We start from the raw sequence: 23493 nt of genomic DNA on the forward strand, positions 1-23493 counted from the left end.
CGCTCTGGGTAGCCTTCTCCCGTGGCTCTCTACCGTAAGTACCGCCCTGCTTCGTTCGCCGAGGTAGTCGGCCAGGAACACGTCACCGAGCCACTGTCGACGGCGCTGACCTCCGGTCGGATCAACCACGCCTACCTGTTCTCCGGTCCGCGCGGGTGCGGCAAGACGTCGTCGGCGCGCATCCTGGCCCGCTCGCTCAACTGCGAGCAGGGTCCGACGGCGACGCCGTGCGGGGTGTGCAACTCGTGTGTCGCGCTCGCCCCGAACGGGCCGGGCAACGTCGACGTGTCCGAACTCGACGCGGCCAGCCACGGTGGTGTCGATGACACCCGCGAGCTGCGCGACCGCGCGTTCTACGCCCCAGCGCAGTCGCGGTACCGGATCTTCATCGTGGACGAAGCGCACATGGTCACCAACGCGGGCTTCAACGCGCTGCTCAAGATCGTCGAGGAGCCACCGGAACACCTGATCTTCGTGTTCGCCACCACCGAACCCGAGAAGGTGCTGCCCACGATCAGGTCGCGGACCCACCACTACCCGTTCCGGCTGCTGGCACCCAAGACCATGCGCGGCCTCATCGAGCGGATCTGCGCCCAGGAAGACGTCGTCGTCGAGGACGCGGTGTTCCCGCTGGTGATCCGGGCGGGCGGCGGTTCGCCACGTGACACCCTGTCGGTGCTCGACCAGCTGCTCGCAGGCGCCGACGGCAATCGCGTCACCTATCCACGGGCACTGGCGCTGCTCGGCGCCACCGATATGGCACTCATCGACGCCGCCGTCGACGCGCTCGCCGCGGGTGACGCCGCGGCGTTGTTCGGTGCCGTCGAGGCCGTCATCGATGCGGGCCACGACCCGCGCCGGTTCGCCAACGACCTGTTGGAGCGGTTCCGCGACCTCATCGTGTTGCAGGCCGTTCCCGACGCCGCCGCGCGCGGTGTGGTCGACGCACCGGTGGACGTGCTGGAGCGGATGCGCTCCCAGACCACGCGCCTCGGCACGGCGACGCTGACGCGCTATGCCGAAGTGGTGCACGCCGGTCTGGGCGAGATGCGCGGGGCCACCGCTCCACGTCTGCTGCTCGAGGTGGTGTGCGCCCGGCTTCTGCTGCCGTCGGCCAGTGACACCGAAGCGGCTCTGCTGCAACGGATCGAACGCCTCGAGACGCGCCTGTCGGTGTCGATCCCCGCGGGGGAGGCAGCGCTGGCCGGGCAGACGACGGCAGCCGCGCCCGCTGCGGCGCCGTCATTTGGCGCGCCGGCATCGGCCCCGCCGACAGGAGCTCCGGGCAAGCAGTTCGCCCGACGCAGTCAATCCGCAGCCGAGCCGGCCAGTGCGGCCGTCGCCGAGCCTGAGCCCGCTGCTGTCACACCGCCCCCTGCGGTCGTGACGCCACCTCCTGCGGTCGTGACGCCACCTCCCGCCCCACCCGAGCCGGTTGCGCCACCCGAACCGGTTGCACCACCCGAGCCGGTTGTTCAGCCCGAGCCGGTTGCCCGGCCCGCGCCGACACCACCGCCGGTGGCGCCTCCCGCCGCGGCGACGCCTCCGGCCGCGGCCGGACAGCCCGACGCTGCAACCGTGCGCAGCCTGTGGCCGACGGTGCGCGAGAAGGTGCGGGAACGGCGCCGCCCCACCGACGTGATGCTCGACGGCGCGATCGTCGTCGCCGTCGAGCGGGACACGCTCGTGCTGAGCCATATCTCGGCGCCGCTGGCCAAGCGCATCAACGAGGCGCGCAACGTGGAGATCATCCGCGACGCGCTCAAAGACGCGCTCGGCGTGAACTGGAACATCAGGTGCGAGGCCGGCGCGACCAACGCCGCGGGCCCCGGACCCGATCAGCGGTCACACCCGCAGGCCGACCCCACGCCGCCTCCGCCTGACGCCGCCGAGGAGGAGAGCATGCTCGCCGAGGCCGAACGCGATGGCGCCGTGCCCCGGCGCGACCCCGAGGAAGTGGCCCTCGAACTACTGCAGACCGAGCTCGGCGCCCGCCCGATCGACGGAGGCTAGGCCGTCCACCACGGCCGCAGCGGCAGTCCGCCGTCGCTGCCCCGCTGATCGAGCTTCACCGCCAGAATCTGGTGCAGCTGGACCACATTGGTCTCGAAACCGAGCCGGGAACCGGCCATGTACAGGCCCCAGACCTTCGCCGTTCCCACGCCGACCTCGTCGACCGCCTCGTCCCAGTGCTCGACGAGGTTGCCGCACCAGTCCCGCAGCGTCTTCGCATAGTGGTTGCGCAGGTTCTCCTCGTGCATCACCTCCAGGCCGACATCCTGAGCCTCGGTGATGATGCGTCCCGACCCCGTGAGTTCGCCGTCGGGGAACACATAGCGGTCGATGAAGCCGCCCGCGCCTGCGCCTGCGCGATTGCCGGGCCGGGTGATCGAGTGGTTGAGCAGCAGGGCACCGGGCCGCATCTTCGATTTGAGGAACCGAAAGTACGCCGGGTAGTTGGCCACACCGATGTGCTCGGTCAGCCCGATCGAGGACACCGCGTCGAAGCCGGACTCGCGCACGTCTCGGTAGTCGCTGTGCCGCACCTCGGCAAGGTCGGACAGACCCTCCTCGGCGATCGCGTTCTGCGCCCACTCTGCCTGCTGCCGCGACAGCGTCACGCCGATCGCCTTGACGCCGTGCCGGGCGGCGTAGCGCACCATGCTGCCCCAGCCGCAGCCGACATCGAGTAGGCGATCGCCCGGCTGTAGGCGCAGCTTCTCGAAAACCAGTCGGTACTTGTTGTCCTGCGCTTCCTCCAGCGTCGCGCCATCGTGCGGGTAGCACGCGCAGGTGTAGGTCATCGACGGTCCGAGAACCCACTCGTAGAAGGCGTTCGACACGTCGTAGTGGTGAGCGATGGCCTCAGCGTCGCGAGACTTGCTGTGCCGCATACCCTCCGCGATGCGCCGCCAGCGCGGCAGCGCCTCCTGCGGCGGCGGTGCGATCGGCATCAAGTGCTCGAATCCGATGGAGCGCACAATGTTTGCCAGTACCCGCGCCGGCGGCCTCTTGAAGTGCAGCTTCTCGGCCAGCGCGCGGAGCAGGTCGTACGGGTCGCCGGGGTGTACGCCACGGGGCTCGACGTCGCCGGAGACATACGCCCGCGCCAGGCCCAGCTCGCCGGGTGCGGTCGCCAGATACGTGGTGCCACGCGGGGTGCGCAGATCCAGGCCGAGTTCCGCGTCGTCCGGGCCGGTTGAACTGCCGTCGTACGCGGTGAACTTCAGCGGCATCTCCTCACCGGCGGCGAGGATCTCGAGGATCTCCGCCAGTGTCAGCCTGCCGTGGTCTGTGGTGTCCTGTGGGTCCTTGATTGTCGTCACCGTCTTAGCACCGCCTTCGCATACAGTTCAAGCAAACGAGAATCCGGGTCGTATGTCTTCTTGACCGTCTTGTAGGCCTCTCCGCCGTAGAGATCATCGAACTCCTCCGGCGAGTAATACGCATCTGAATACAGCGACTTGTGACCGTCGAGTTCACTGATCCTGCGCTCGATCAGCCTGTTCGTGTGGCCCTCCTCGGGCCCGACGGGCACAGACGACCAGAATCCGATGTTGACGTAGGTGTGATGCGGTCGGATCGGGTAGAGCGGCCAACCGGAGTCATCGCGCAACCGCAGTGGGCACAACCAGAGTGGCTCGATCGGCACGTTGGTCAGGAACCAGTCGATGAACTCGGCGGTCCGGTCGATCGGCACCTCGACGTCCTGCACAACGCGCTCCCGCGGCGGTCTGCCGTTGCGCTTCTCGATGCGGTCGGCGATGCCGAACCGTTGGTCGTAGCCGATGAGCTTCCAGTAGAAGCTGCTGCGGCGGAGGCGTCGTGGCCAGAAGGGCCGAACCCGGGGGCTCTGCGCGCCGAACGCGCGTGAGCACCAGAACCAGTCGGTGTCCCAGCGCCACAGGTAGTCATGGATGGTGAGGCGGTCGTGCAACTCGCCTGCGGGGTGCTGGATCGACCGGTAGTAGATGTCTCGACCGGTGTAGTCGCTGACCGGGCCGGGTGTCGATGTGCGCAGGCCCAGTGTCAGATAACACTCGTCGGCGCTGAACACCACGCCGTCGAGGTAGTCCACGGGAGCGCCGTCGAGGCCGCGGGTGTCGACGATCCGGTCCATCGTCGCCACCAGTTCAGGCACTGACTCGAATCGGAGGTGCCGCAGCGCGACGAACGGCTTGACGTCCTCCAGCTCGATCTTCAGGCGCACCGAATAGCCGAGCGTCCCATAGGAATTGGGGAACGCCCTGAACAGGTCGGCGTGCTGGTCTGCGGACGCGGTGATCACTTCGCCTGTGCCGGTGAGGATGTCCATCTCCAGTACCGACTCATGCGGCAGCCCATTGCGAAACGATGCCGACTCGATGCCAAGCCCCGTCACCGCCCCGCCCAGGGTGATGGTCTTGAGCTGCGGAACCACCAACGGCGAGAGGCCATGGGGCAGTGTGGCGGCGACCAGATCCTCGTACGTGCACATCCCGGCCACGTCGGCGGTGCGGGCGACCGGATCGACCGCGATGACCCCGGTGAGCCCGGAGGTGTCCAGACCCTTGGCGCTGGATTTCGCGCGGGCCCGGAACAGATTCGACGTTGGCTTGGCCAGTCGGACGGGAGCGTTCTCGGGAATGGACCGGTAACTGGCCAGGAGCCGCTTGACGCCGGCAACGTGATCAGCTGTAAGAGCGGACACGCATATACGCTAGTCCCAGGCGGCGGTCCACGCGACCGCTCCAGCCGGGCAACACGCCCGCGATATTTCGAGACTTAGGAGTCTTCACCGATGGGACAGGTCAGCGCCTCGAGCACCGTCTTGATCAATGCCGAGCCGGACGCCGTTCTCGCAGCGGTCGCCGACTACCAGAGCACCCGGCCGAAGATCCTCACCGACCGCTACATCGGGTACCAGGTACTCGAGGGTGGGCAGGGTGCGGGCACGGTCGCCACGTGGAAGCTGCAGGCCACCAAGTCGCGGGTGCGTGACGTCAAGGCGACCGTCGACGTCGCCGGGCGCTCCGTCATCGAGAAGGACGCGAACTCCTCCATGGTGACCAACTGGACGATCGCGCCAGCCGGCACCGGAAGCACCGTGACACTGAAGACCGCGTGGCAGGGTGCGGGCGGAATCGGCGGCTTCTTCGAGAAGACCTTCGCGCCGTTGGGTCTGCGCAAGATTCAGGCCGAGGTGCTCGAGAACCTCAAGACTGTCGTAGAAAAGGGCTAGCGCGGGGTCACGCGGTTCGCGCCGGGCGGGTCCCCAGGAAGCCCGCGATGCCGCGCACGACGGCCTCGGCGTACTTCTGCCGGCCCTCCGGGCTCTCGATCAGTGCCGAGTCCGCCGGGTTCTTCATGTTGCCGAGTTCGACGAGCACCGACGGGTACTGAGCGAGGTTCAGCCCGGCGATATCGGAGCGTGGGTTCAGGCCACCCTGGCCGATGTAATTGGACGGTGGGATGCCCGATGCCTGCAACTGATCGCGCATGATCTGGGCGAACTGAACCGAGGGCCCTGCCTGCACGTCGTTGAGCGGCGGTGCCGAGTACAGCACGTGGAAGCCGCGACCGGTTGCCGGGCCGCCGTCGGCGTGGATCGACACGATCGCGTCCGGGCGCAGTGCGTTGGCCATCGCGGCGCGCTCGTCGACGCACGGTCCGAGACCGGTGTCGTCGCCACGGGACATCGCGGTGCGCACGCCCAGCGCCGTGAGCTGCTGGCGGATGCGCAGAGTGGTCTCCCAGGCGAACGAGTGCTCGGGGTAACCGTCGTTCGCTGATGTTCCGCTGGCCTGGCAGTCCTTGGTGCCGCCGCGGCCGGTCGTCACCTGGCGGCTGATCGACGCGTCGTTGGACCCGTTGTGGCCGGGATCGAGGAACACGATCTTCCCGGCGATATTGGCGGGAGCGGCACTGGCGGTGGGTATGGCTGAGGGGATGCCGGAGGGCGCGGCGACCGTTGATGCGACCAGGACGGCGGTGGCTACCGCGGCGCCGACACGCAGCCTTGCTGGGACGTGCACGGCGCCACCGTAGCCCGAGGGACGACTACGCTTGAACCCCAAATGGCCGCATAAGGCCATGCGCAACCAAGTCGAGACCAAGATGCGACCAACATGCAAGGGGACACTTCATGCAGCCCGGCCAAGCACCCGATATGTCAGCACTCCTGGCGCAGGCCCAGCAGGTGCAGCAGCAGTTGATGGAGGCCCAGGAGGCGCTGGCCAACGCAGAGGCGCACGGTCAGGCCGGTGGCGGCCTGGTTCAGGTCACGATGAAGGGCAGTGGCGAGGTCATCGGTGTCGCCATCGATCCCAAGGTCGTGAACCCCGATGACATCGAGACGTTGCAGGATCTCATCGTCGGCGCGGTGAAGGATGCCGCCCAGCAGGTCACGCTGCTGGCGCAGAGCAAGCTCGGACCCCTGGCCAGTGGCCTCGGCGGCCTGGGTCTGCCGGGGGCCTGACACCTTGTTCGAGGGGCCCGTTCAGGATCTGATCGACGAACTAGGCAAGCTGCCCGGGGTGGGTCCGAAGAGCGCGCAGCGCATCGCGTTCCACCTGCTCTCGGTCGAGCCGCCGGATATCGACCGGCTGACGGCTGCGCTGGGCAGGGTGCGCGACGGTGTCACGTTCTGCGAGGTCTGCGGCAACGTGTCAGATCACGAACGGTGCCGAATCTGCAGCGATTCGCGTCGTGACGCCTCGCTGGTGTGCGTCGTCGAGGAGCCCAAGGACGTCGCGGCCGTCGAGCGCACTCGCGAGTTCCGCGGCCGCTACCACGTGCTGGGTGGCGCGTTGAATCCGTTGTCGGGGATCGGGCCGGAGCAACTGCGGATCCGTGAGTTGCTCAACCGGATCGGCGAGCGTGTCGACGGCGTCGATGTCGCGGAGGTCATCATCGCCACAGACCCCAACACCGAGGGTGAGGCGACCGCGACCTACCTGGTGCGGATGTTGCGCGATATCCCCGGACTTTCCGTGACGCGGATCGCCTCGGGGCTGCCGATGGGTGGCGACCTCGAGTTCGCCGACGAGTTGACGCTCGGTAGGGCGTTGTCCGGCCGTCGAGCCATGGCCTAGTTTGGTGCTCGTGCCAGATGAAGAGTTCAAGGTCGAGGTAGAACTCGGAAGCGAAGAACACGGTCTCTCGTTTTGGGAGCGCCTGCGGACGCTTGACCTCGATGACGACGCCCGTAAACGCCTCGGCAGCCGGGTGACCATCACGCGTGACGGCAACAGGATGCAGCTGTACACGCACACGCTGGCTGACGCCCAGGAGGCCGAGCGGACCGTGCGCGCGCTGGTGACCGCCGACGAGTTGACCGCGGACTACACGGTGAGCCGGTGGGATGCCGAGGCCCAGGAGTGGGTGGACCCGACCGATGGCGACGTCATCGTGGACGACGCTCCGGAGACGCCCACACCAGACCCGAACTACGTCATCCTCGAGGCCTACCGGCCGCAGTTCCTGCGCGACCTTGGTCTGTAAGCCCTAGCCGCGGCAAGCGCTAGACGCGACGCGGGGCGGCCAACCGCTCGCGACGCAACTGCTCCACCTCGGGCAAGTCCAGCGGGGCGAGGTCGCCGACCACGCGCGACAACAGGTGATCGGCGAGTTCGGGATTGCGGGCCAGACACGGCCCGTGCAGATAGGTGGCGATGACGCTGCCCTGCACCGCACCGTCGAAGCCGTCGCCGTCCCGGTTGCCCGCACCGGAGATCACCCGTGCCAGAGGGGTGGCGGCCGAACCCAGAACCGTTCCCCCGCGGTGGTTCTCGAATCCGGTGAGTCGCTGAGTCAGCCCGTCCAGCAGGGGTGCTGACACGACCTCGCCGATGGTCCGCTTCGGTTGCGGCGAGGTTGTCACGTCCAGCAGGCCGACACCGTCGACGCGCTCACCCGACGACGTCTCGTACCAGTGCCCGAGCACCTGAATGGCCGCGCATATCGCCAGTACCGGCGCGCCGCGTGTGGCGGCCCGCTGAAGCCCGGGATAGCGGATCAAGTGCTTGGTGGCCAGGCGCTGCGCGAAGTCCTCTGCGCCGCCGAGCGTGTAGAGGTCCAGCTCGGCGGGCACCGGATCGGCGAGGGTGATGTCGACGACCTCGGCGTCGATTCCGCGCAGCCTCAGTCGCTGTCGGAGCACGACGGCATTCCCGCCGTCGCCGTAGGTGCCCATGACGTCGGGCAGTACCAGCCCGATGCGAACCGTCGACTCACCCATGGTTGATCGCCCTACTCAGCTGAGAGAAGGCCGTGTAGTTGGCGACCACCTCGACGTGCCCGGGCGGGCACGAGGTGATGGCCTCGACGGAGTTGGCGACCAGCGTGTGCTCAACCCCGGCGTACCCGAGGCGCACGGCAAGGTCGGTCCCGCGCTCGCCGCTCGCCACGACGGGGTGTTTCACGAAGTGCTCGAAGTTGACGTCCCACAGCCACGACAGGTCCTCCCCGTCGGGCACCTGGCCGTTGACGGCGATCACGACCGAACCCGCGTCGGTGTCGACCATCGACAGCGCCTCCTGCCAACCGGCCGGATTCTTGGCCAGCAGCATCCGCACGGTGTGCTCGCCGAGCGCAATCGTGGAGTACCGGCCCGCGACCTCATCGACGCTCTCGGCCGCCTTCACCGCTGCGGCCGGGTCCGCGCCAAGGGCCACCGCGGCGGCGATCGCCTGCGTGGCATTGCCGCGGTTCACCGTGCCGGGAAGCGCCAACGTCATCGGCAGGCACAAGCCGTCGGGCCCGTGGATGTGGGTGTCGTCGTACCACCACTGCGGCGTGGGGCGCTTGAAATCGGTGCCGGTCGAGTACCAGTGGTTCTGCTCGCGCACGATGACCTCGCCGCTGCGCGGACAGCTCACCGAGTCGTTGGCCCAGCCGCCGCCGGCCGCCACCCACACCACGTGGGGGCTGTCGTAGGCCGCGGACGTCATCAGCACGTCGTCACAGTTGGCCACGATCACTGCGCCGGGGTGCCTGGCCAGACCGCCGCGCAGCGTGCGCTCGATGTGGTTGATCTCACCCACCCGGTCGAGCTGATCGCGCGAGAGGTTCAGCAGCACGATGACGGCCGGGTCGACGGCATCGGCCACGTGGGGCACGTGCATCTCGTCGACCTCGAGGGCCGCCAGCCTCGCGTCGCGGGTGCCGGCGAGGGCGGCGATGAGGCCGGCGTCCATGTTGGCGCCCTCGGCGTTAGTGGCGACGGGACCCATCGTGGCGAGCGCGGCGGCGGTCATTCGCGTGGTGGTCGACTTACCGTTCGTGCCGGTCACGACCACCGAGCTGCGGCCCTTGCCGAGCTGTCCGAGGATCGAGGGGTCGAGCGTCATGGCCACGAGCCCGCCGATCATGGCGCCCGCTCCGCGGCCGGTGACCCGCGAGGCCCACCGAGCTGCGGCTCCAGCTCCGAGGGCGAGACGTCCGCGCGTGGTGACCATCCACGGCAGTCTAGAAGGCGGGAAGTGGGCGGGCGACACGCGGCGCTGAGGGTCCGGGGATGTCGGGCCGCCGTGTCATCCTGGCGTTTGTGAGCCAATCTGCCGCAAGTCGCCCCCATGGCGGCTCCTGGGGCCGGCCCGCCGCCGAACCCGGTGCGGGCTGGGCGGTCGTGGATGTGGAGACCTCCGGGTTTCACCCGCGGCAGGCTCGCGTCGTCAGCGTCGCCGCGCTGGCTCTTGGGGACGACGGCAACGTCGAGGGCAGCTTCTCCAGCCTGCTCAACCCCGGGGTGGACCCCGGGCCCACCCACGTGCACGGGCTGACCACCGAGATGTTGGAGGGCCAGCCGACCTTCGCCGACGTCGTCGGTCAGCTCAACGAGGTGCTCGCGGGCCGCACGCTGGTGGCGCACAACGTGGCCTTCGACTACTCATTTCTGACCAGCGAGGCAGAACTCGTCGGCGCCGAACTCCCCGTGGACACCGTGATGTGCACGGTCGAGTTGGCGCGCCGCCTCGATCTGGGCACCGAGAACCTGCGCCTGGAGACGTTGGCCGCGCACTGGGGGGTCACCCAGATGCGGCCCCACGATGCGCTGGACGACGCGCTGGTCCTGGCCCAGATCCTCAAACCCGCCCTGGCCGGCGCGCTCGACCGCAGGGCGTGGCTGCCGGTGCGTCCGGTGACGCGGCGGCGCTGGCCCAGCGGGCAGGTCACTCATGACGAGTTGCGTCCGCTCAAGACGATTGCGGCCCGGCTGCCCTGCCCGTATCAGAACCCCGGCCGGTTCGTCTCAGGCAGACCGTTGGTGCAGGGCATGCGGGTGGCGATGTCCGCCGAGGTGCGCCACACCTACGAGGAGCTCATCGAACGTGCACTGCACGCGGGGCTGGCATACACCGAGACGGTCGATCAGCAGACATCGCTGGTCGTGTGCGATGAGGTCGAGCCGGATCAAGGCAAGGGCTACCAGGCCGGCGAGATGGGTGTCCCGCTGGTCAGCGACGCCGACTTCATGGATCTGCTGGACCGCGTGGTGGGCGGCCGGGACATCGAGGAGTTCGCCGACCCGACCCTGACCGGCGATCAGTTCACCCTGTTCTGAGCGGGGTCTCCGGCGCGACGTGACCTCGCCACTCGCGTGGTGAGATCCCATGCGTCGAGCGGAACAGTCGGGCGAAGTAGCCGGCGTCAGAGATCCCGACTCGACGCGCGACCTCGGCGATCGGCATGTCGGTTCCGGCGAGCAGCGCCCGTGCCTCGGTCATTCGGCGCTTGGTGATCCATTCCTGAACCGTGCGCCCGGTGCGGCGACGCACGACGGTGGTCAGATGCCCGGGTGTCAGCCCGAGCTCATGGGCGACGTCCTTGAGTGAGAGCGGCAGGCCCACCCGGCGATCGATGACGGCGAAGACGTCGGCGACGATCGGGTCGTTACTGCGGCGCAGGTCGCCGACGACGTCGTCGGTCATCCGGGCGAGGTCGATGAGCAGCAGGGTCAGATGCGCCAGCACGGCCTGCCGATAGCCGTCGCGCCGGTCGGAGAGTTCGGTCTCGAGCGACTCGATTCGGCTTTCCCAGAAGGGCTTTCGTGCATCAGGAAGCTGGAGATGAAGCAACCCGCCAGCGGTGCCGTGCACGAACGGGAACAGCAGTGGATGACTGCGCCAGGATGGCCAGGGGGATCGAGCGCCGCCTTCGAGTGCCGCCGGATCGAAGAAGACGGCGGCACCGCGCGTCTTGTCGGCCGCCCAGACCGGGTCTATCGCGTCACCCGCCGCGGCGACGTGAACCGATGCGGTGTCGGGCAGGTACAGCAGAATCGGGAAGTCATGGATATGGCGGCGCTTCTCGGGCAGGCCGTCGCGCTGCAGCCGAACCACTGACACCGGTGGTGTCGCCGGATCGGTTGGGTAGTCGTAAACCGGGATTCCGTCGTCGTGGCGAACCAGTCGGGCCGACGGCGTCATGATCCGAAGATAGTCCCACTTCTCCCAATGATCCAACGACATGTCAGCTGATTTGGCGGCGACGATGGAACCATGACCAAAGATCATCCGCATTCAGTGACGAACTCCATGGGCCACCGCCATGACTACGTGCCGGCCGCGGGACGGGACTGGCTGCTTCCGAGCTACGACCTCTTCACCCGCCTGCTGGGGATGCCGCCCGCCTACGACGCGCTCATCGCGCAGACCGAGCTGTTCGACGGCGCGCGTGTGCTTGAGATTGGTTGCGGAACGGGCAATCTCACGACGCGCGTGCATCGAGCTCGACCGAGCGCCGTGGTGACGGGGACCGACCCCGATCCGCGAGCGCTCGACCGGGCCAGGCGAAAGTTGCGCAATGCCAGCGCGGTTCGCCTCGAGCAGGGGTATGCGCAGGCGTTGGGTTACGCCGACGGGGCGTTCGATCGGGTGCTGTCGTCGATGATGCTGCACCACCTGGATCACGATGTGAAGGCGGCGGCGGTATCGGAGACGTTCCGGGTCCTGCGGCCGGGTGGCAGCGTGCACATCGTCGACATCGTCGGGGATCGCATGGGGGTGGCCAACGACGCGGAGGTGATTCTTGACCTGTTGCGCAACAGCGGTTTCGAGGCGGCGGATCTGGGCTCGCGGCGACTGCGCTTCGTCGGCCCGGTGACGTTCTATCGCGGCTTGCGTCCCGCGTGACGTCGAGGTCCGGCCGGGTACTGGGCCCGGCCGGCCTCGTCGATCAGGCGGCGAGCGCCTTGGCCTTCAGCGAGTCGAACTCAGCCTGGCTGATGGTGCCACCGTCGAGCAGTTGCTTGGCATGCGCGATCTCCTCGGCGGGTGACCGTCCTGCGGCCTGACGGATGTACTCGTCGGTCTGCTGCTTGGCCTCCATGGCGGCCTCCCGCGCCCGCGCGGACATGCCCTGGCCACGGAATATCAGGTACACCAACGCCGTCAGCCAGGGGATCAGGATGAGGAAGACGACCCAGATCGCCTTGACGACGCCCGATGTCTTGTGGTCACGCCAGAACAGGTCCGTGAGGATCTGGAAGAGCACCAGAAGGTAGGCGATCCACGCGAAGATGATGAGAAAGTGCCAGAGGAAGTCCCACGTTGAGCCCCAGTCCACGTCTAACTCCTAAACGCTAGATACTCGCAAACTTTGCGTGCGCGTCAGTTTAGCCGCGGGCGGCACGGTTCACGGCCGATACGACGGCGCGCAATGAGGCCGTCGTGATGGACGTCGCGATACCCACACCCCACACGGTCCTACCGCCGATCGACGCCTCGACATACGCCGCGGCCTGCGCCTCCTCGCCCGAGGACATCGCATGCTCGGAGTAGTCGAGTACCGACACGTCGAAGCCGACTTTGCCGATGGCGTCGACGAACGCCGCCAACGGTCCGTTGCCCGCGCCGACGATCTCCTGCTCGACACCGTCGACCTTCACCACGGCGGTGATCGTGTCGATACCACCGTCGACCTCGGCGGCGTCCACCTTCTGGCGAATCCGCTCCAGCGGCTTGATCGGCGCCAGGTACTCCTCGGCGAAGACATCCCACATCTCCTTGGGTGACACCTCGCCACCCTCACCGTCGGTGATCTTCTGCACCGACTGGCTGAACTCGATCTGCAGTCGGCGCGGCAGCGACAGACCGTGATCGGACTTCATGATGTAGGCGACGCCGCCCTTGCCGGACTGCGAGTTGACCCGGATGACGGCCTCGTAGGTGCGGCCGACGTCCTTGGGGTCGATCGGCAGATACGGCACCTGCCACAGGATGTCGTCGACGTCGGCGTCCGCCTCGTCGGCCGACACCTTCATGGCGTCCAGTCCCTTGTTGATGGCGTCCTGGTGGCTGCCGGAGAACGCGGTGTAGACCAGGTCGCCGCCGTAGGGGTGGCGCTCATGCACGGGCAGCTGGTTGCAGTACTCGACGGTGCGCCGGATCTCGTCGATGTTGGAGAAGTCGATCTGCGGATCGACGCCGCGGCTGAACAGGTTCAGGCCCAGCGTCACCAGGCATACGTTCCCGGTGCGCTCACCGTTGCCGAACAGGCAGCCCTCGATCCGGTCCGCACCGGCCTGGTAGCCCAATTCCGCTGCGGCGACGGCGGTTCCGCGATCGTTGTGCGGGTGCAGGCTCAGGATGATCGAATCGCGCCTGGCCAGGTTGCGGCTCATCCACTCGATCGAGTCGGCGTACACGTTCGGCGTGGCCATCTCGACGGTGGCGGGCAGGTTGATGATCAGCGGCACATCCGGGGTGGGCGCGACGATGGCGGAGACGGCGTCGCAGACCTCCTTGGCGTACTCCAGCTCGGTGCCGGTGTAGGACTCCGGGCTGTACTCGAAGCGCCACTGGGTGTCCGGGTACTTCGCCGCCTCCTCGACGCACATCCGGGCCCCGTCGGTGGCGATGGCCTTGACGGCGTCGCGGTCGGCGCGGAAGACCACCCTGCGCTGCAGGATGGACGTCGAGTTGTAGAAGTGCACGATCGCATTCGGGGCGCCGGCGCACGCCTCGAAGGTGCGGGTGATCAGCTCGGGACGGCACTGGGTCAGCACCTGGATGGTGACGTCGGAGGGGATCGCGCCCTGCTCGATGATCTCGCGGACGAAGTCGAAGTCGGTCTGGCTGGCCGACGGGAAGCCGACCTCGATCTCCTTGTAGCCCATTCGCACCAGTAGGTCGAACATGCGCCGCTTACGAGCCGGGCTCATCGGGTCGATCAGGGCCTGGTTGCCATCACGCAGGTCGACCGCACACCACATCGGGGCTGTCGTCACGACCTTGTCCGGCCAGGTGCGGTCGGCCAGGGTCACTGGCTCGACCTCGTCGGCGAACGTGCGGTACCGATTGACCGGCATCGAGGTGGCGCGCTGGGTGTTCCAGGCGGGCTGGCCGGGGTTGGGCGGGCCCGCGGGAGTGCTGATGGTGCGCGCCGACGTGTAGGCGTCGATCGAATGGGGATTGGGATTGTTCACGGTGTTCTGCTCCGGTTTTGTCTTGTTTGGAACCTCGGGGAGAGGTCAAGACCGGCGCATCAGAAACACCCGCGACGGAGAGCCGGTCTGGTCAGACCCCGTCGCGGCGTCCGAGGAGGAGCACCCGCTGCACGTCGCTCACTGTACGCCGCCGCCCTGCGGCGACCAAAACTCGATTGAGGGCTCCTGTGCGTGGGACTCCTCACACCTGGGAGTCGGGAAACGCGATCACCGACAGGAACCGGATCGGCACCTCGATCAGGTCGACGGGGCCGTGGGAGCCCTCACCGTCGATCTGGAGTGAGTCGCCGGGGTGCAGCCGGTACACCGAGCGGCTGTGGCCGTAGTCCATCACGCCCTCGAGCATGTAGATGAACTCGGTGCCGGGGTGCTGGAACAGCGGGTAGGTCTTGGATTTGTCCGACAGCGTGACGTGCAGGCACTCCAACCGCTTGTGCTCGCCGCGCAGCGACCCGAGCAACCGGTACTCGTGCCCCTCCCGCGTGCCCTCACGCACGATGTGCGCGCCGCCGCCCGACTGGACGAAGGCGGCGGGCCGTTCAACGTCGGCACCGCGAAACAGGCTGGTGACGGGCACGTCCAAACCCTTGGCCAGCAGCGCCAGCGTCGACAGGCTGCACGAGGTCTGAGCGTTCTCGATCTTGGAGAGCATCGCCTTCGAGATACCGACCCGCGTGGCCATCTCAGCCACGGTGAGGCCATGCTGCTGCCGTAGCTTGCGCACGTTTGCGCCGATGGCCGTCTCGATCTCGACCTCGTCGACGGGCCGCGCCGGATCGCGGTCGCGGGCGCTGCCGGACACGTTGCGAAGCAACCCGTCCTCTGCTGTGCGCGGACGCGGCACATCATCGTCAACAGGGCTCACGGGTCCATTCTCTCGCTCGGTGGCTAGCGCATCTCACCCGCACCGACGTACGGGTACGGGCTCCGCAGGGGCGCGCCGTCGGCGAACCGGGCGAGCCGGAAGTCGCTCGCCGGGATGCGGGCATCGGCACTGGCGCCGTCGATCACCAGATCGGCGACCAGCCTGCCCACGGCGGGCGCGATCTTGAAGCCGTGCCCGCTGAATCCCGCGGCCACCAGCAGGCCGTCGATCCCGGTCGGCGAGATCACCGGATTCCAGTCCGGGGTGACGTCATAACAGCCGGCATAGCTGCCGCTGATCGCCGCGTCGGTCAGGCCGGGGAAGCGGGTGCCGACCCGGTCGACGACGAGGTCGACGAACTGCTCGGTGGCCCGGTTGAGGTAGCCGTCGGGGTCGGCGGTCTCGCAGTGCGACAGGTCGCTGTTGCCGAACAGCAGTTCGCCGTTGGGCTCGGGCCGGATGTACTGCAGCGACACCAGGTCGGAGAACACGGGCAGTCGGTCCACGACGCACTTCTCGATGCCCGGCGCGATCAGCACGATCTGCTCCCGGACCACCTCGATGGGGACGTCGACGCCATACGGCGCGAGGAAGGGACGTGTCCACACCCCGGTCGCGACGACGACGCGTTCCGCCGCGATCGCCTGCCCGTCGCGCAGGCGCACACCCGTCACGCGGTCGCCGTCGAGCAGCAGGTCGGTGACCTCGGCTCCCTGCCTGATCCGGACACCGGCCGCACGGGCAGACGCCGAGAATGCCTGCGCGGTCAGATAGGCGTCGCCGTAGCCGCCGCGGGCCTCCCAGCCGAACGCGCCGAACGGTGTCAGGTCGGCATGCGGCCACAGCCGGGCCACGTCGGCTGTGTCGATCTCCTCGGTCTGCACCCCGACCGCGCGCTGCGCGGCGAGGCTCTTGCGCAGCGCATCGACGTTCTGCTCGCCGACGCCGACGACGTAGCCGCTCTGACGGAACCCGATGTCGGTGACGTCCTCACCGAAGTGGGACTGCGGATTCTCGAACACCTCGAGACTGGCCGTGGCCATCGCGGCGAGTGAACTCACGCCGTAGTGGCAGCGAACGACGCCCGAGGACTTGCCGGTCATGCCTGCGCCGACGGTGTTGCGTTCGCACACAACGACATCGGTGACGCCGCGCGCCGCGAGCGCCCACGCCGCCGACGCACCCTCGATGCCACCTCCGATGATGACGACGTCCGCGGTCTGTCTCACTTTGCTCCTCGCGTCCGCGGCGTCACAGGCCGGCCCCGGGGATCCAGTTCGTGCCCGCCAACGGGACGCGCGCCATCGCGGCCGCCTCGATCGACACGGCGACGAGATCCTCGGGCTCGAGGTGGCAGACATGTGCCTTGCCGCAGGCGCGGGCGATGGTCTGCGCCTCCATGGTCAGCACGCTCAGATAGTTCGCCAGCCGGCGTCCGCCCTCGATCGGGTCGAATCGCGCCGCCAGTTCCGGGTCTTGGGTGCTGATCCCCGCCGGGTCCCGACCGTCCTGGAAGTCGTCGTAGAAACCCGCTGCGCTGCCGATCTTCTCGTACTCGGCGCCATAGCGCGGATCGTTGTCGCCGAGTGCGATGAGCGCGGCGGTGCCGATGGCGACGGCGTCGGCGCCCAGCGCCAGTGCCTTGGCGACATCGGCGCCGCTGCGGATGCCGCCGGACACGATGAGCTGAACGCCCTTCTTTCCCGTCGCTCCGCTCGCCCCGGTCCGGTGGACGCCCAGCTCGGTGAGCGCCTGCACGGCCTGCGGCAGCGCCGCCAGCGTCGGGATGCCGACGTGTTCGATGAACACCTCCTGGGTGGCCGCGGTGCCACCCTGCATACCGTCCACGACGACGACGTCGGCGCCGGCGTGCACGGCGAGCTTCACGTCGTAGTAGGTGCGGGTGGCACCGACCTTGACGTAGATCGGCTTCTCCCAGTCGGTGATCTCGCGCAGCTCGTTGATCTTGATGGTCAGATCATCGGGCCCGGTCCAGTCCGGATGTCTGCACGCCGAGCGCTGGTCGATGCCCGCGGGCAGGGTGCGCATACCCGCGACCCGGTCGGAGATCTTCTGGCCCAACAGCATTCCGCCGCCACCGGGTTTCGCGCCCTGGCCGAGCACCACCTCGATGGCATCAGCCCTGCGCAGGTCGTCGGGGTTCATCCCATACCGTGACGGCAGGTACTGGTACACCAGATGCTTGCTCTGGCCGCGTTCCTCGGGCGTCATACCGCCGTCACCGGTGGTGGTGGACGTGCCCGCCGCACTGGCACCGCGACCGAGCGCCTCCTTGGCCGGGCCCGACAGTGCGCCGAATGACATGCCCGCGATGGTCACCGGGATATCCAGGTGCAGTGGGTGTTTGGCGTGCCGGTCGCCGAGCACCACGTCGGTGCCGCACCGTTCGCGATACCCCTCCAATGGGTATCGCGACATCGAGGCACCGAGGAACAGCAGGTCGTCGAAGTGTGGCAGCGGGCGTTTGGCACCCCAGCCGCGGATGTCGTAGATACCGGTGTCGGCGGCGCGTTGGATCGCGGCGATGGTGGCCCGATCGAAGGTCGCCGATTCACGCAGGCCCAGCCGGGCCCGCTCGTCTGCGGTGGTCATCAGTAGCTTCCTGCGTTGTCGACGTGGAAGTGGTAGAGGTCGCGGGCCGACCCGTACCGCGTGTAGCCGGCGGTGTCGTCCTCGCCGTAACCGGCCGCCTTGAGGAGACGTCCGAGTTCCTCGTGATGTTCGGGCCGCATCGGCTTGGCGATGCAGTCCGCACCCAGCGAGGCGACATCCCCGCGGACGTAAAGCCTGGCCTCGTAGATCGAGTCGCCCAGTGCCTCCCCGGCGTCGCCGCGCACCACCAGGGTGCCGGCCTGGGCCATGAAGGCGCTCATGTGGCCGATGTTCCCCCCGACGACGATGTCGACACCCTTCATCGAGATACCGCACCGCGCAGCGGCATTGCCCTCGATGACCAGCAGACCGCCGTGTGCCGTCGCACCCGCGGACTGCGACGCGTTGCCCTTGACCCACACGACGCCGCTCATCATGTTCTCGGCGACCCCGGTGCCCGCGTTGCCGTCGATGACGATCTCGGCCTGCTGGTTCATGCCCGCGGCGTAGTAGCCGACGTGCCCGGCCACCGTGACCCTCACCGGGGCGTCGACGCCGACGGCCACGTTGTGCGCGCCCGCGGGGTGCTCGATCACGAACTCGCCCATGAGATTCGGTGCGTGCAGTGCGCTGTTGACGTCGCGCAGCGGGGACACTGCGAGGTCGAATGTCATCTGGTCCACGCGTACACCACCTCGGGCTCGGGCTCCCAGATCGAGGCGTGCTCGACGTCGGGCAGGCCGGACAGTGCGCGGTACTCGCTGGCCATAGCCACCCAGTCGTCGGTCTCGGCGATGACGGCGGGCTTGCAGGCGATGGCGTCGCGTACGACGGCGAACGAGTCGCGGTTGGACACCAGCAGCGTGTAGAAGCCGTCGAACGTGGCGCAGAGCTCCTTCAGCGCGGTCTGCACGTCGCGGCCGCTGGCGAGCTGGTCGGCGACGAACCGCGCGCCGACCTCGGTGTCGTTCTCGCTGTCGAAATGCACACCGGCGGCCCGCAGTTCGCGACGGATGGTGGCGTGGTTGGCGAACGAACCGTTGTGCACGAGGCACTGATCGGGTCCGACGGCGTAGGGATGGGCACCCGAGGGGGTGACGGCGGACTCGGTGGCCATCCTGGTGTGCCCCACGCCCTGCCAACCGCTGGCCCCGGCCAGGCCCCACGCGTCGGTGAGTGTCCTGGGGTGTCCGACGCCCTTGAGCACGGCAAGATCGTTGCCGAACCCCGCGATGAGTGAGTCGGGATAGACGGCGCTGACAGCCGAGCTCAGCGTCTCCGGTGCCGTGTCGGCGGTGATTAGATACGTCGCGTCCAGCACCGAAACCGTCACCGGTGCACCGAGTTCGACGCCCACCGCAGTCTGCACCACATCGGCCGCGTCGGTCAGTTCGAGAATCGAGACGCACGCCCGCCCCGGTGGTGTCCAGATTGGGTCGCCGTAGACGGCGACACCCGCCGAGTCGTTACCTCGGTTGGACATCTCGCACAGCATGCCGGTGAGTAGCTCACCGAGCCGGGGATGAAGTTCGGGGTTGCGCAGATGCAACCCCACGATGCCGCACATGGATTGTCTCCCTGGTCCTTTCGTGTCGACGGTCAGAATGCGGTGAGGTACTTGTCGACCTCCCACGGGCTGACCTTGCTGTGGTACTCGAAGAACTCGGTGCGCTTGAGGTCGGCGAAGTAGCCGGACACTCCGGCGCCCTCGGCGTCGAGCACACCGGTGATCAGCGGATCGGCCTGCAGATCGTCGACCGCGTGCAGCAGCGTGGGCGGCAGGGTGCGGGCGGAACCGGAGCCCAGCTCCCCGGGGTCGAGGCTGCGCTTGATGCCGTCGATACCCGCCCCGAGCGCCGCGGCGATCGCGAGATAGGGGTTGGCCGAGCCGTCACCGCCGCGCATCTCGATGCGCTGGTCATCGGGCACCCGGATGTAGTGGGTGCGGTCGTTGCCGCCGTAGGTCGGCGTCCTCGGTGCCCACGACGCACCCGAGGCCGTGGTGAGTGCACCGGTTCGCTTGTAGGAGTTGACCGTCGGGCCCACCACGGCCTGCAGGGCGCACGCGTGGTCGAGGATGCCGCCGATGAAGGCGTAGGCCGTGTCCGAGAGGCCGAGGCCGCGGGCGTCGTCCGCGTCGGGGAACACCGGTGTGCCGCCACTGGTGAGGGAGAGGTGGAAGTGCAGCCCGCTGCCGGTGCGGTCGGCGAACGGCTTGGGCATGAACGTCGCGATCATGCCGCGCTGGGCGGCGATCATCGACAACAGGTAGCGCAGCGTCACCACCCGATCGGCGGTGGTCAGGGCGTCGGCGAACTCGAAGTTCTGCTCGAACTGGCCGTTGCCGTCCTCGTGGTCGTTGGCGTAGTTCGACCAGCCGAGCGAGTTCATCGCTGTCGAGACGGTCGTCAGATGCTCGTACATGCGGGTCACGCCGCGCGCGTCGTAACAGGGCTGGGATGCGGTGTCGTCGACGTCTGCGGTGGCCAGACCCCCATCGGCGTCGCGCCGGAGGAGGAAGTACTCGACCTCCGCGCCGACCCAGGGTTCGAAGCCGGCGTCGGCGGCGCGGGCGATAAGCGACTTGAGGATGATGCGTGGCGCGTATGGCCACGGCTTGCCCTCGACGTGCGGGTCGCAGTGCACGATCGCCAGGCCGTCCTTGATGAACGGGATCGGGGTGAACGACGCCGGATCGGGGATCGCGATCAGGTCGGGGTCCTTGGGCTCCTGGCCCATGGCACCCACGGCGTAGCCGGCGAATCCGACGCCGTCGGTTGCCAGCATGTCGATGGCCTCGACGGGTACCAGCTTCGCGCACGGCTTTCCGCGGAGGTCCACGAACAGCGCGAGGATGAACTTGGTGCCCGCCGCTTCCGCGCGTTCCGCGAGGGTGTCACTGCCATTGGTCATGTCAGCCCTTGTCTCTTGTCAGGAATCAATGTATCGCGAGAGGAAACATCATGCAGCGCGAGAAACCCCGGCCAGCGCGCGTGAGTGCGCCGACCGGGGGATCGCGTCACATCAGGCAGAAGCCATGTCGTAGGAGGACTCGCGGTGGAACGTGGAGTCGATGCCCTGCTCCTCCTCCTCCGGCGAGATGCGGATGCCCATCGTCTTCTTGATGGCGAAGGCGATGGCGAAGGCCACGACGAACGAGTAGGCCATCACCGCGAAGGCTGCGACCGCCTGCTTCCACAACTGGTCGACGCCGCCGCCGTAGAACAGGCCGTTGACACCGTTGGGCATGCCCTCGCTGGCGAAGAAACCGATCAGCAGGGTGCCGATGACGCCGCCGACCAGGTGGACGCCGACCACGTCGAGCGAGTCGTCGTAGCCGAACTTCGACTTCAGGCCGACCGCGTAGACGCAGATCGCCCCGGCGATGGCGCCGACGAAGATCGCGCCGACGGGAGTGACCGCACCACAGGCGGGGGTGATCGCGACCAGGCCGGTGATGGCACCGGAGGCCGCACCGACGCCCGTCACGTGACCGTCCTTGATCTTCTCGACGGCGAGCCAGGCCAGCGTCGCCGCGCATGTCGCGACGAACGTGGTGACCATGACGATGGCCGCCGAATTGCCTGCCGCCAGCGCCGAGCCGCCGTTGAACGCGTACCAGCCGGCCCACAGCAGACCCGCGCCCAACAGTGTCAGCGGCACGTTGTGCGGCTTGCGCAGCTGGCCGAACATCGCGGACTTGCCGAGAACGATCGCCACAGCCAGCGCGGCGGCGCCAGCGTTGATGTGCACCGCGGTGCCACCGGCGAAGTCGATCGCGCCGAGGGTGTTGGCGATCCAGCCACCGACCGAGTTCTCGGTCACCACACCGTCGAACGCGAAGACCCAGTGCGCGACGGGGAAGTAGACCAGCACGGCCCAAACGGTCGCGAACAGCATCCAGGCACCGAACTTCATCCGGTCGGCCACCGCACCCGAGATCAGGGCGACGGTGATGGCTGCGAAGAGGGCCTGGAACAGCGCGAACAAACTGACCGGCAGGCCGGAGATGGTGGTCTGTGTCTCGAGCAGGTCCTTCATGCCGGCGAATTCGGTGAAGCTGCCGACGAAACCGCCGTAGCTGGTGCCGAAGACCATCGAGAAGCCGAAGAGCACCCAGAGCAGGCCGACGATCGCGACCGCGCCGAACGTCATCATCATCATGTTCGTCGAGCTCTTGACTGAGACCATGCCGCCGTAGAACAGCGCCAGTCCCGGAATCATGAGCGTGAGCCCGATGATGCAACACAACATGAATGCCGTGGTGCCTGTATCCACTACGTCCATACGGTTACTTCCTTAGGTGTGGCGGCCGCTCATTCGGGCCGTTCACTGGCAGTAACCGATGTTTCTGTTACGTGGACGGTGTTCTCGGGTTTCGACCACGTAACGGGACCGTGCGAAGTTGATGGGAACCTCCCACGTGCGGGTACGCGCCGAACCTGTGCCAGCATCGTGTGGTGAGACGAATCAAGCCCCTGACAACGGTGGTGGTGTTGGTGGCCGTTCTCGTCGGTGGCGGCATCTGGTGGGTGTTCTTCCGGGACCAGCGATCATCGGCGGACTGTGCGCCGGTGAGAGAGCTGCTGTCGTTCAATGAGACTCAGATCAACGCGCTCAACGCCAAGACTCACGTCCCCGAGGAGGGGTCCTATGAGGCCGCGACCGAGCCCAGTGACCTCGACTACCTAGCCTGGTCGGATGGCCTGTCCGATCGTGCCGCCAAGGTGACCGCGGAAGGGCTCGCGGACCAGGCGCAGGAGCTGGCGAAGACGGCCAAGCGCCTGGTCGACGCCAAGATCAGCTACAACTCCCAGACCAGCGCTCCGGGAAGTCCGCCACGGCAGGCCGCGGGGATGATGGTCACCGCGTTCAACGATCAGTACGAGGCGGAGATCAGCCAGCTGGCGGCGGTGTGCCCGGCGTGAACGCCGCGCCCCAGCGGCCGGTGAACGCGATCTGATCGAGCGGTAGTCGCTCGCGGGGACGGGAGTCCCGCTCGACGATCTCGGGGGCCGCGGTGGCGTAGTCACCCAGCACGCCGACCGCGACGACAGCGATCGGTCGCACGTCGTCGGGGATGCCGAACGCCGACCGCGCGGCGTCGACGTCGAACCCCGCCATCGGATGGGCGATCAGATCCCGCGACACCGCCTCGATGGTGAGGTTCGCGATCGCGGCGCCGGCGTCGACCGCCGAGTACAGGGCGGTCCTCTCGTCGGGTCCCTGATCGGCGCACACCAGGATCAGTGCGCTCGCCGCGTGCGCATACGAGTTACCCCGCTTCAGCGTCGCGGCCAGTGAGGTGAACGTCTCATCGGGCTCGATCTGTCCTCCACCCGTTCCGGTCCGCAACCCGATCACGAAGCGCACCGGTTGCCGGTGTCCCCACGTCGCCGCCCACCGCGCCGCCTCCACGAGCGCCGTGATCTGAGCTGCTGAGACGGTGGAATCGGGGTCGAACGCCCGTGGACTCCACCGGGCCGCGACGTCCGGATGGATGGGCACCCGTGTGTCGGCCAGCCGGTCGGCGGGGCGCTGGGTCGCTCGCTTGCTCACGCGATCCCACGCTACCGGCGTGACCTCG

General features: G+C 67.9%; 24 protein-coding genes. 8 read left to right on the top strand and 16 right to left on the bottom strand.

Annotated elements, in window-relative coordinates; translation table 11 throughout:
- Positions 1 to 21 precede the first annotated feature (21 nt).
- Positions 22 to 2013: a DNA polymerase III subunits gamma/tau gene (locus ABIA65_RS05775; RefSeq protein ID WP_354522917.1), complete on the top strand. Its 1992-nt coding sequence runs from the start codon at positions 22 to 24 to the stop codon at positions 2011 to 2013.
- Here the strand turns inward: ABIA65_RS05775 and ABIA65_RS05780 are convergent.
- A complete protein-coding gene (locus tag ABIA65_RS05780; RefSeq protein WP_354522918.1) occupies positions 2010 to 3326 on the bottom strand; it encodes a class I SAM-dependent methyltransferase in 1317 nt (438 codons plus the stop codon). The genes ABIA65_RS05775 and ABIA65_RS05780 overlap by 4 nt on opposite strands.
- Positions 3323 to 4690, bottom strand: coding sequence for an FAD-binding oxidoreductase (locus tag ABIA65_RS05785; protein ID WP_354522919.1), 1368 nt, complete (start codon positions 4688 to 4690; stop codon positions 3323 to 3325). Before ABIA65_RS05785 ends, ABIA65_RS05780 begins: the two co-directional genes overlap by 4 nt.
- A 90-nt stretch (positions 4691 to 4780) precedes the next feature.
- Here ABIA65_RS05785 and ABIA65_RS05790 point away from each other — a divergent pair, with 90 nt between their 5' ends.
- Positions 4781 to 5221 carry an SRPBCC family protein gene (locus ABIA65_RS05790; RefSeq protein WP_241402664.1) on the top strand — a complete coding sequence of 147 codons (441 nt, stop codon included), beginning with the start codon at positions 4781 to 4783 and terminating at the stop codon, positions 5219 to 5221.
- 7 nt (positions 5222 to 5228) lie between these two features.
- Here the strand turns inward: ABIA65_RS05790 and ABIA65_RS05795 are convergent, their stop codons facing one another.
- Entirely contained in the window at positions 5229 to 6014 is a 786-nt protein-coding gene (locus tag ABIA65_RS05795) for an Rv3717 family N-acetylmuramoyl-L-alanine amidase (protein WP_241402665.1), read from the bottom strand.
- A 110-nt stretch (positions 6015 to 6124) separates the two neighbouring features.
- Between ABIA65_RS05795 and ABIA65_RS05800 the strand changes: the two genes are divergently transcribed.
- The 3 genes from ABIA65_RS05800 to ABIA65_RS05810 are packed head-to-tail and all read left to right on the top strand — an operon-like array spanning position 6125 to position 7482.
- Positions 6125 to 6457: a YbaB/EbfC family nucleoid-associated protein gene (locus ABIA65_RS05800; RefSeq protein ID WP_241402666.1), complete on the top strand. Its 333-nt coding sequence runs from the start codon at positions 6125 to 6127 to the stop codon at positions 6455 to 6457.
- Between the two features lie 4 nt (positions 6458 to 6461).
- Positions 6462 to 7073, top strand: coding sequence for a recombination mediator RecR (gene recR / locus ABIA65_RS05805; protein WP_241402667.1), 612 nt, complete (start codon positions 6462 to 6464; stop codon positions 7071 to 7073).
- 10 nt (positions 7074 to 7083) lie between these two features.
- Complete coding sequence (locus tag ABIA65_RS05810; protein WP_241402668.1) at positions 7084 to 7482, top strand: ricin-type beta-trefoil lectin domain protein; 399 nt, start codon at positions 7084 to 7086, stop codon at positions 7480 to 7482.
- A gap of 19 nt (positions 7483 to 7501) precedes the next feature.
- Here ABIA65_RS05810 and ABIA65_RS05815 read toward each other — a convergent pair whose 3' ends face one another.
- Together ABIA65_RS05815 and ABIA65_RS05820 are read right to left on the bottom strand one after the other, a co-directional pair.
- The gene (locus tag ABIA65_RS05815; protein WP_354522920.1) at positions 7502 to 8218 is read right to left on the bottom strand and encodes a type 1 glutamine amidotransferase; all 717 of its coding nucleotides are present in this window, start codon (positions 8216 to 8218) and stop codon (positions 7502 to 7504) included.
- Positions 8211 to 9437 (bottom strand): Mur ligase family protein, encoded by a 1227-nt coding sequence (locus ABIA65_RS05820; protein ID WP_354522921.1) that lies wholly within the window; start codon positions 9435 to 9437, stop codon positions 8211 to 8213. Before ABIA65_RS05820 ends, ABIA65_RS05815 begins: the two co-directional genes overlap by 8 nt.
- Before the next feature lie 59 nt (positions 9438 to 9496).
- On the opposite strand from ABIA65_RS05820, the gene ABIA65_RS05825 reads away from it, so the two are divergent.
- A complete protein-coding gene (locus ABIA65_RS05825; protein WP_502919522.1) occupies positions 9497 to 10543 on the top strand; it encodes a DEDDh family exonuclease in 1047 nt (348 codons plus the stop codon).
- On the opposite strand, the gene ABIA65_RS05830 is transcribed toward ABIA65_RS05825, so the two are convergent.
- Positions 10530 to 11408 carry a helix-turn-helix transcriptional regulator gene (locus ABIA65_RS05830; RefSeq protein ID WP_354523100.1) on the bottom strand — a complete coding sequence of 293 codons (879 nt, stop codon included), beginning with the start codon at positions 11406 to 11408 and terminating at the stop codon, positions 10530 to 10532. The two genes, ABIA65_RS05825 and ABIA65_RS05830, sit on opposite strands and share 14 nt — an antisense overlap.
- Positions 11409 to 11480: 72 nt before the next feature.
- Here ABIA65_RS05830 and ABIA65_RS05835 point away from each other — a divergent pair, with 72 nt between their 5' ends.
- Complete coding sequence (locus ABIA65_RS05835; protein WP_354522923.1) at positions 11481 to 12113, top strand: class I SAM-dependent methyltransferase; 633 nt, start codon at positions 11481 to 11483, stop codon at positions 12111 to 12113.
- Between the two features lie 43 nt (positions 12114 to 12156).
- Here the strand turns inward: ABIA65_RS05835 and ABIA65_RS05840 are convergent, their stop codons facing one another.
- The 9 genes from ABIA65_RS05840 to ABIA65_RS05880 all read right to left on the bottom strand — a co-directional run bounded on the left by ABIA65_RS05840 (position 12157) and on the right by ABIA65_RS05880 (position 22184).
- On the bottom strand, positions 12157 to 12546 hold the full coding sequence (locus tag ABIA65_RS05840) for an SHOCT domain-containing protein (RefSeq protein WP_241402673.1): 390 nt from the start codon (positions 12544 to 12546) through the stop codon (positions 12157 to 12159).
- Positions 12547 to 12595: 49 nt separating this feature from the next.
- Entirely contained in the window at positions 12596 to 14407 is a 1812-nt protein-coding gene (leuA, locus tag ABIA65_RS05845; RefSeq protein ID WP_354522924.1) for a 2-isopropylmalate synthase, read from the bottom strand.
- Positions 14408 to 14609: 202 nt separating this feature from the next.
- Positions 14610 to 15293, bottom strand: coding sequence for a type II toxin-antitoxin system RelB family anti-toxin (locus ABIA65_RS05850; protein ID WP_354522925.1), 684 nt, complete (start codon positions 15291 to 15293; stop codon positions 14610 to 14612).
- Between the two features lie 23 nt (positions 15294 to 15316).
- On the bottom strand, positions 15317 to 16522 hold the full coding sequence (locus ABIA65_RS05855; RefSeq protein WP_354522926.1) for an NAD(P)/FAD-dependent oxidoreductase: 1206 nt from the start codon (positions 16520 to 16522) through the stop codon (positions 15317 to 15319).
- Positions 16523 to 16544: 22 nt separating this feature from the next.
- Entirely contained in the window at positions 16545 to 17906 is a 1362-nt protein-coding gene (locus ABIA65_RS05860; protein ID WP_502919523.1) for an FMN-binding glutamate synthase family protein, read from the bottom strand.
- Entirely contained in the window at positions 17906 to 18580 is a 675-nt protein-coding gene (locus ABIA65_RS05865) for a protein glxC (protein WP_354523102.1), read from the bottom strand. The genes ABIA65_RS05860 and ABIA65_RS05865 overlap by 1 nt, the downstream gene beginning before the upstream one ends.
- Positions 18577 to 19473 (bottom strand): class II glutamine amidotransferase domain-containing protein, encoded by an 897-nt coding sequence (locus ABIA65_RS05870; RefSeq protein WP_354522927.1) that lies wholly within the window; start codon positions 19471 to 19473, stop codon positions 18577 to 18579. The genes ABIA65_RS05865 and ABIA65_RS05870 overlap by 4 nt, the downstream gene beginning before the upstream one ends.
- A gap of 32 nt (positions 19474 to 19505) precedes the next feature.
- Positions 19506 to 20819 (bottom strand): type III glutamate--ammonia ligase, encoded by a 1314-nt coding sequence (gene glnT, locus ABIA65_RS05875; RefSeq protein WP_354522928.1) that lies wholly within the window; start codon positions 20817 to 20819, stop codon positions 19506 to 19508.
- Positions 20820 to 20930: 111 nt separating this feature from the next.
- On the bottom strand, positions 20931 to 22184 hold the full coding sequence (locus tag ABIA65_RS05880; protein ID WP_354523103.1) for an ammonium transporter: 1254 nt from the start codon (positions 22182 to 22184) through the stop codon (positions 20931 to 20933).
- A 182-nt stretch (positions 22185 to 22366) separates the two neighbouring features.
- Here ABIA65_RS05880 and ABIA65_RS05885 point away from each other — a divergent pair, with 182 nt between their 5' ends.
- Positions 22367 to 22834, top strand: a complete 468-nt coding sequence (locus ABIA65_RS05885) for a hypothetical protein (RefSeq protein WP_241402680.1) — start codon at positions 22367 to 22369, stop codon at positions 22832 to 22834.
- Here ABIA65_RS05885 and ABIA65_RS05890 read toward each other — a convergent pair.
- Positions 22803 to 23465 carry a nitroreductase family protein gene (locus tag ABIA65_RS05890; RefSeq protein WP_241402681.1) on the bottom strand — a complete coding sequence of 221 codons (663 nt, stop codon included), beginning with the start codon at positions 23463 to 23465 and terminating at the stop codon, positions 22803 to 22805. The genes ABIA65_RS05885 and ABIA65_RS05890 overlap by 32 nt on opposite strands.
- Between the last annotated feature and the right edge of the window lie 28 nt (positions 23466 to 23493).

The sequence above is a fragment of the Mycolicibacterium sp. 624 genome (assembly GCF_040548615.1).
GTDB lineage: Bacteria > Actinomycetota > Actinomycetes > Mycobacteriales > Mycobacteriaceae > Mycobacterium.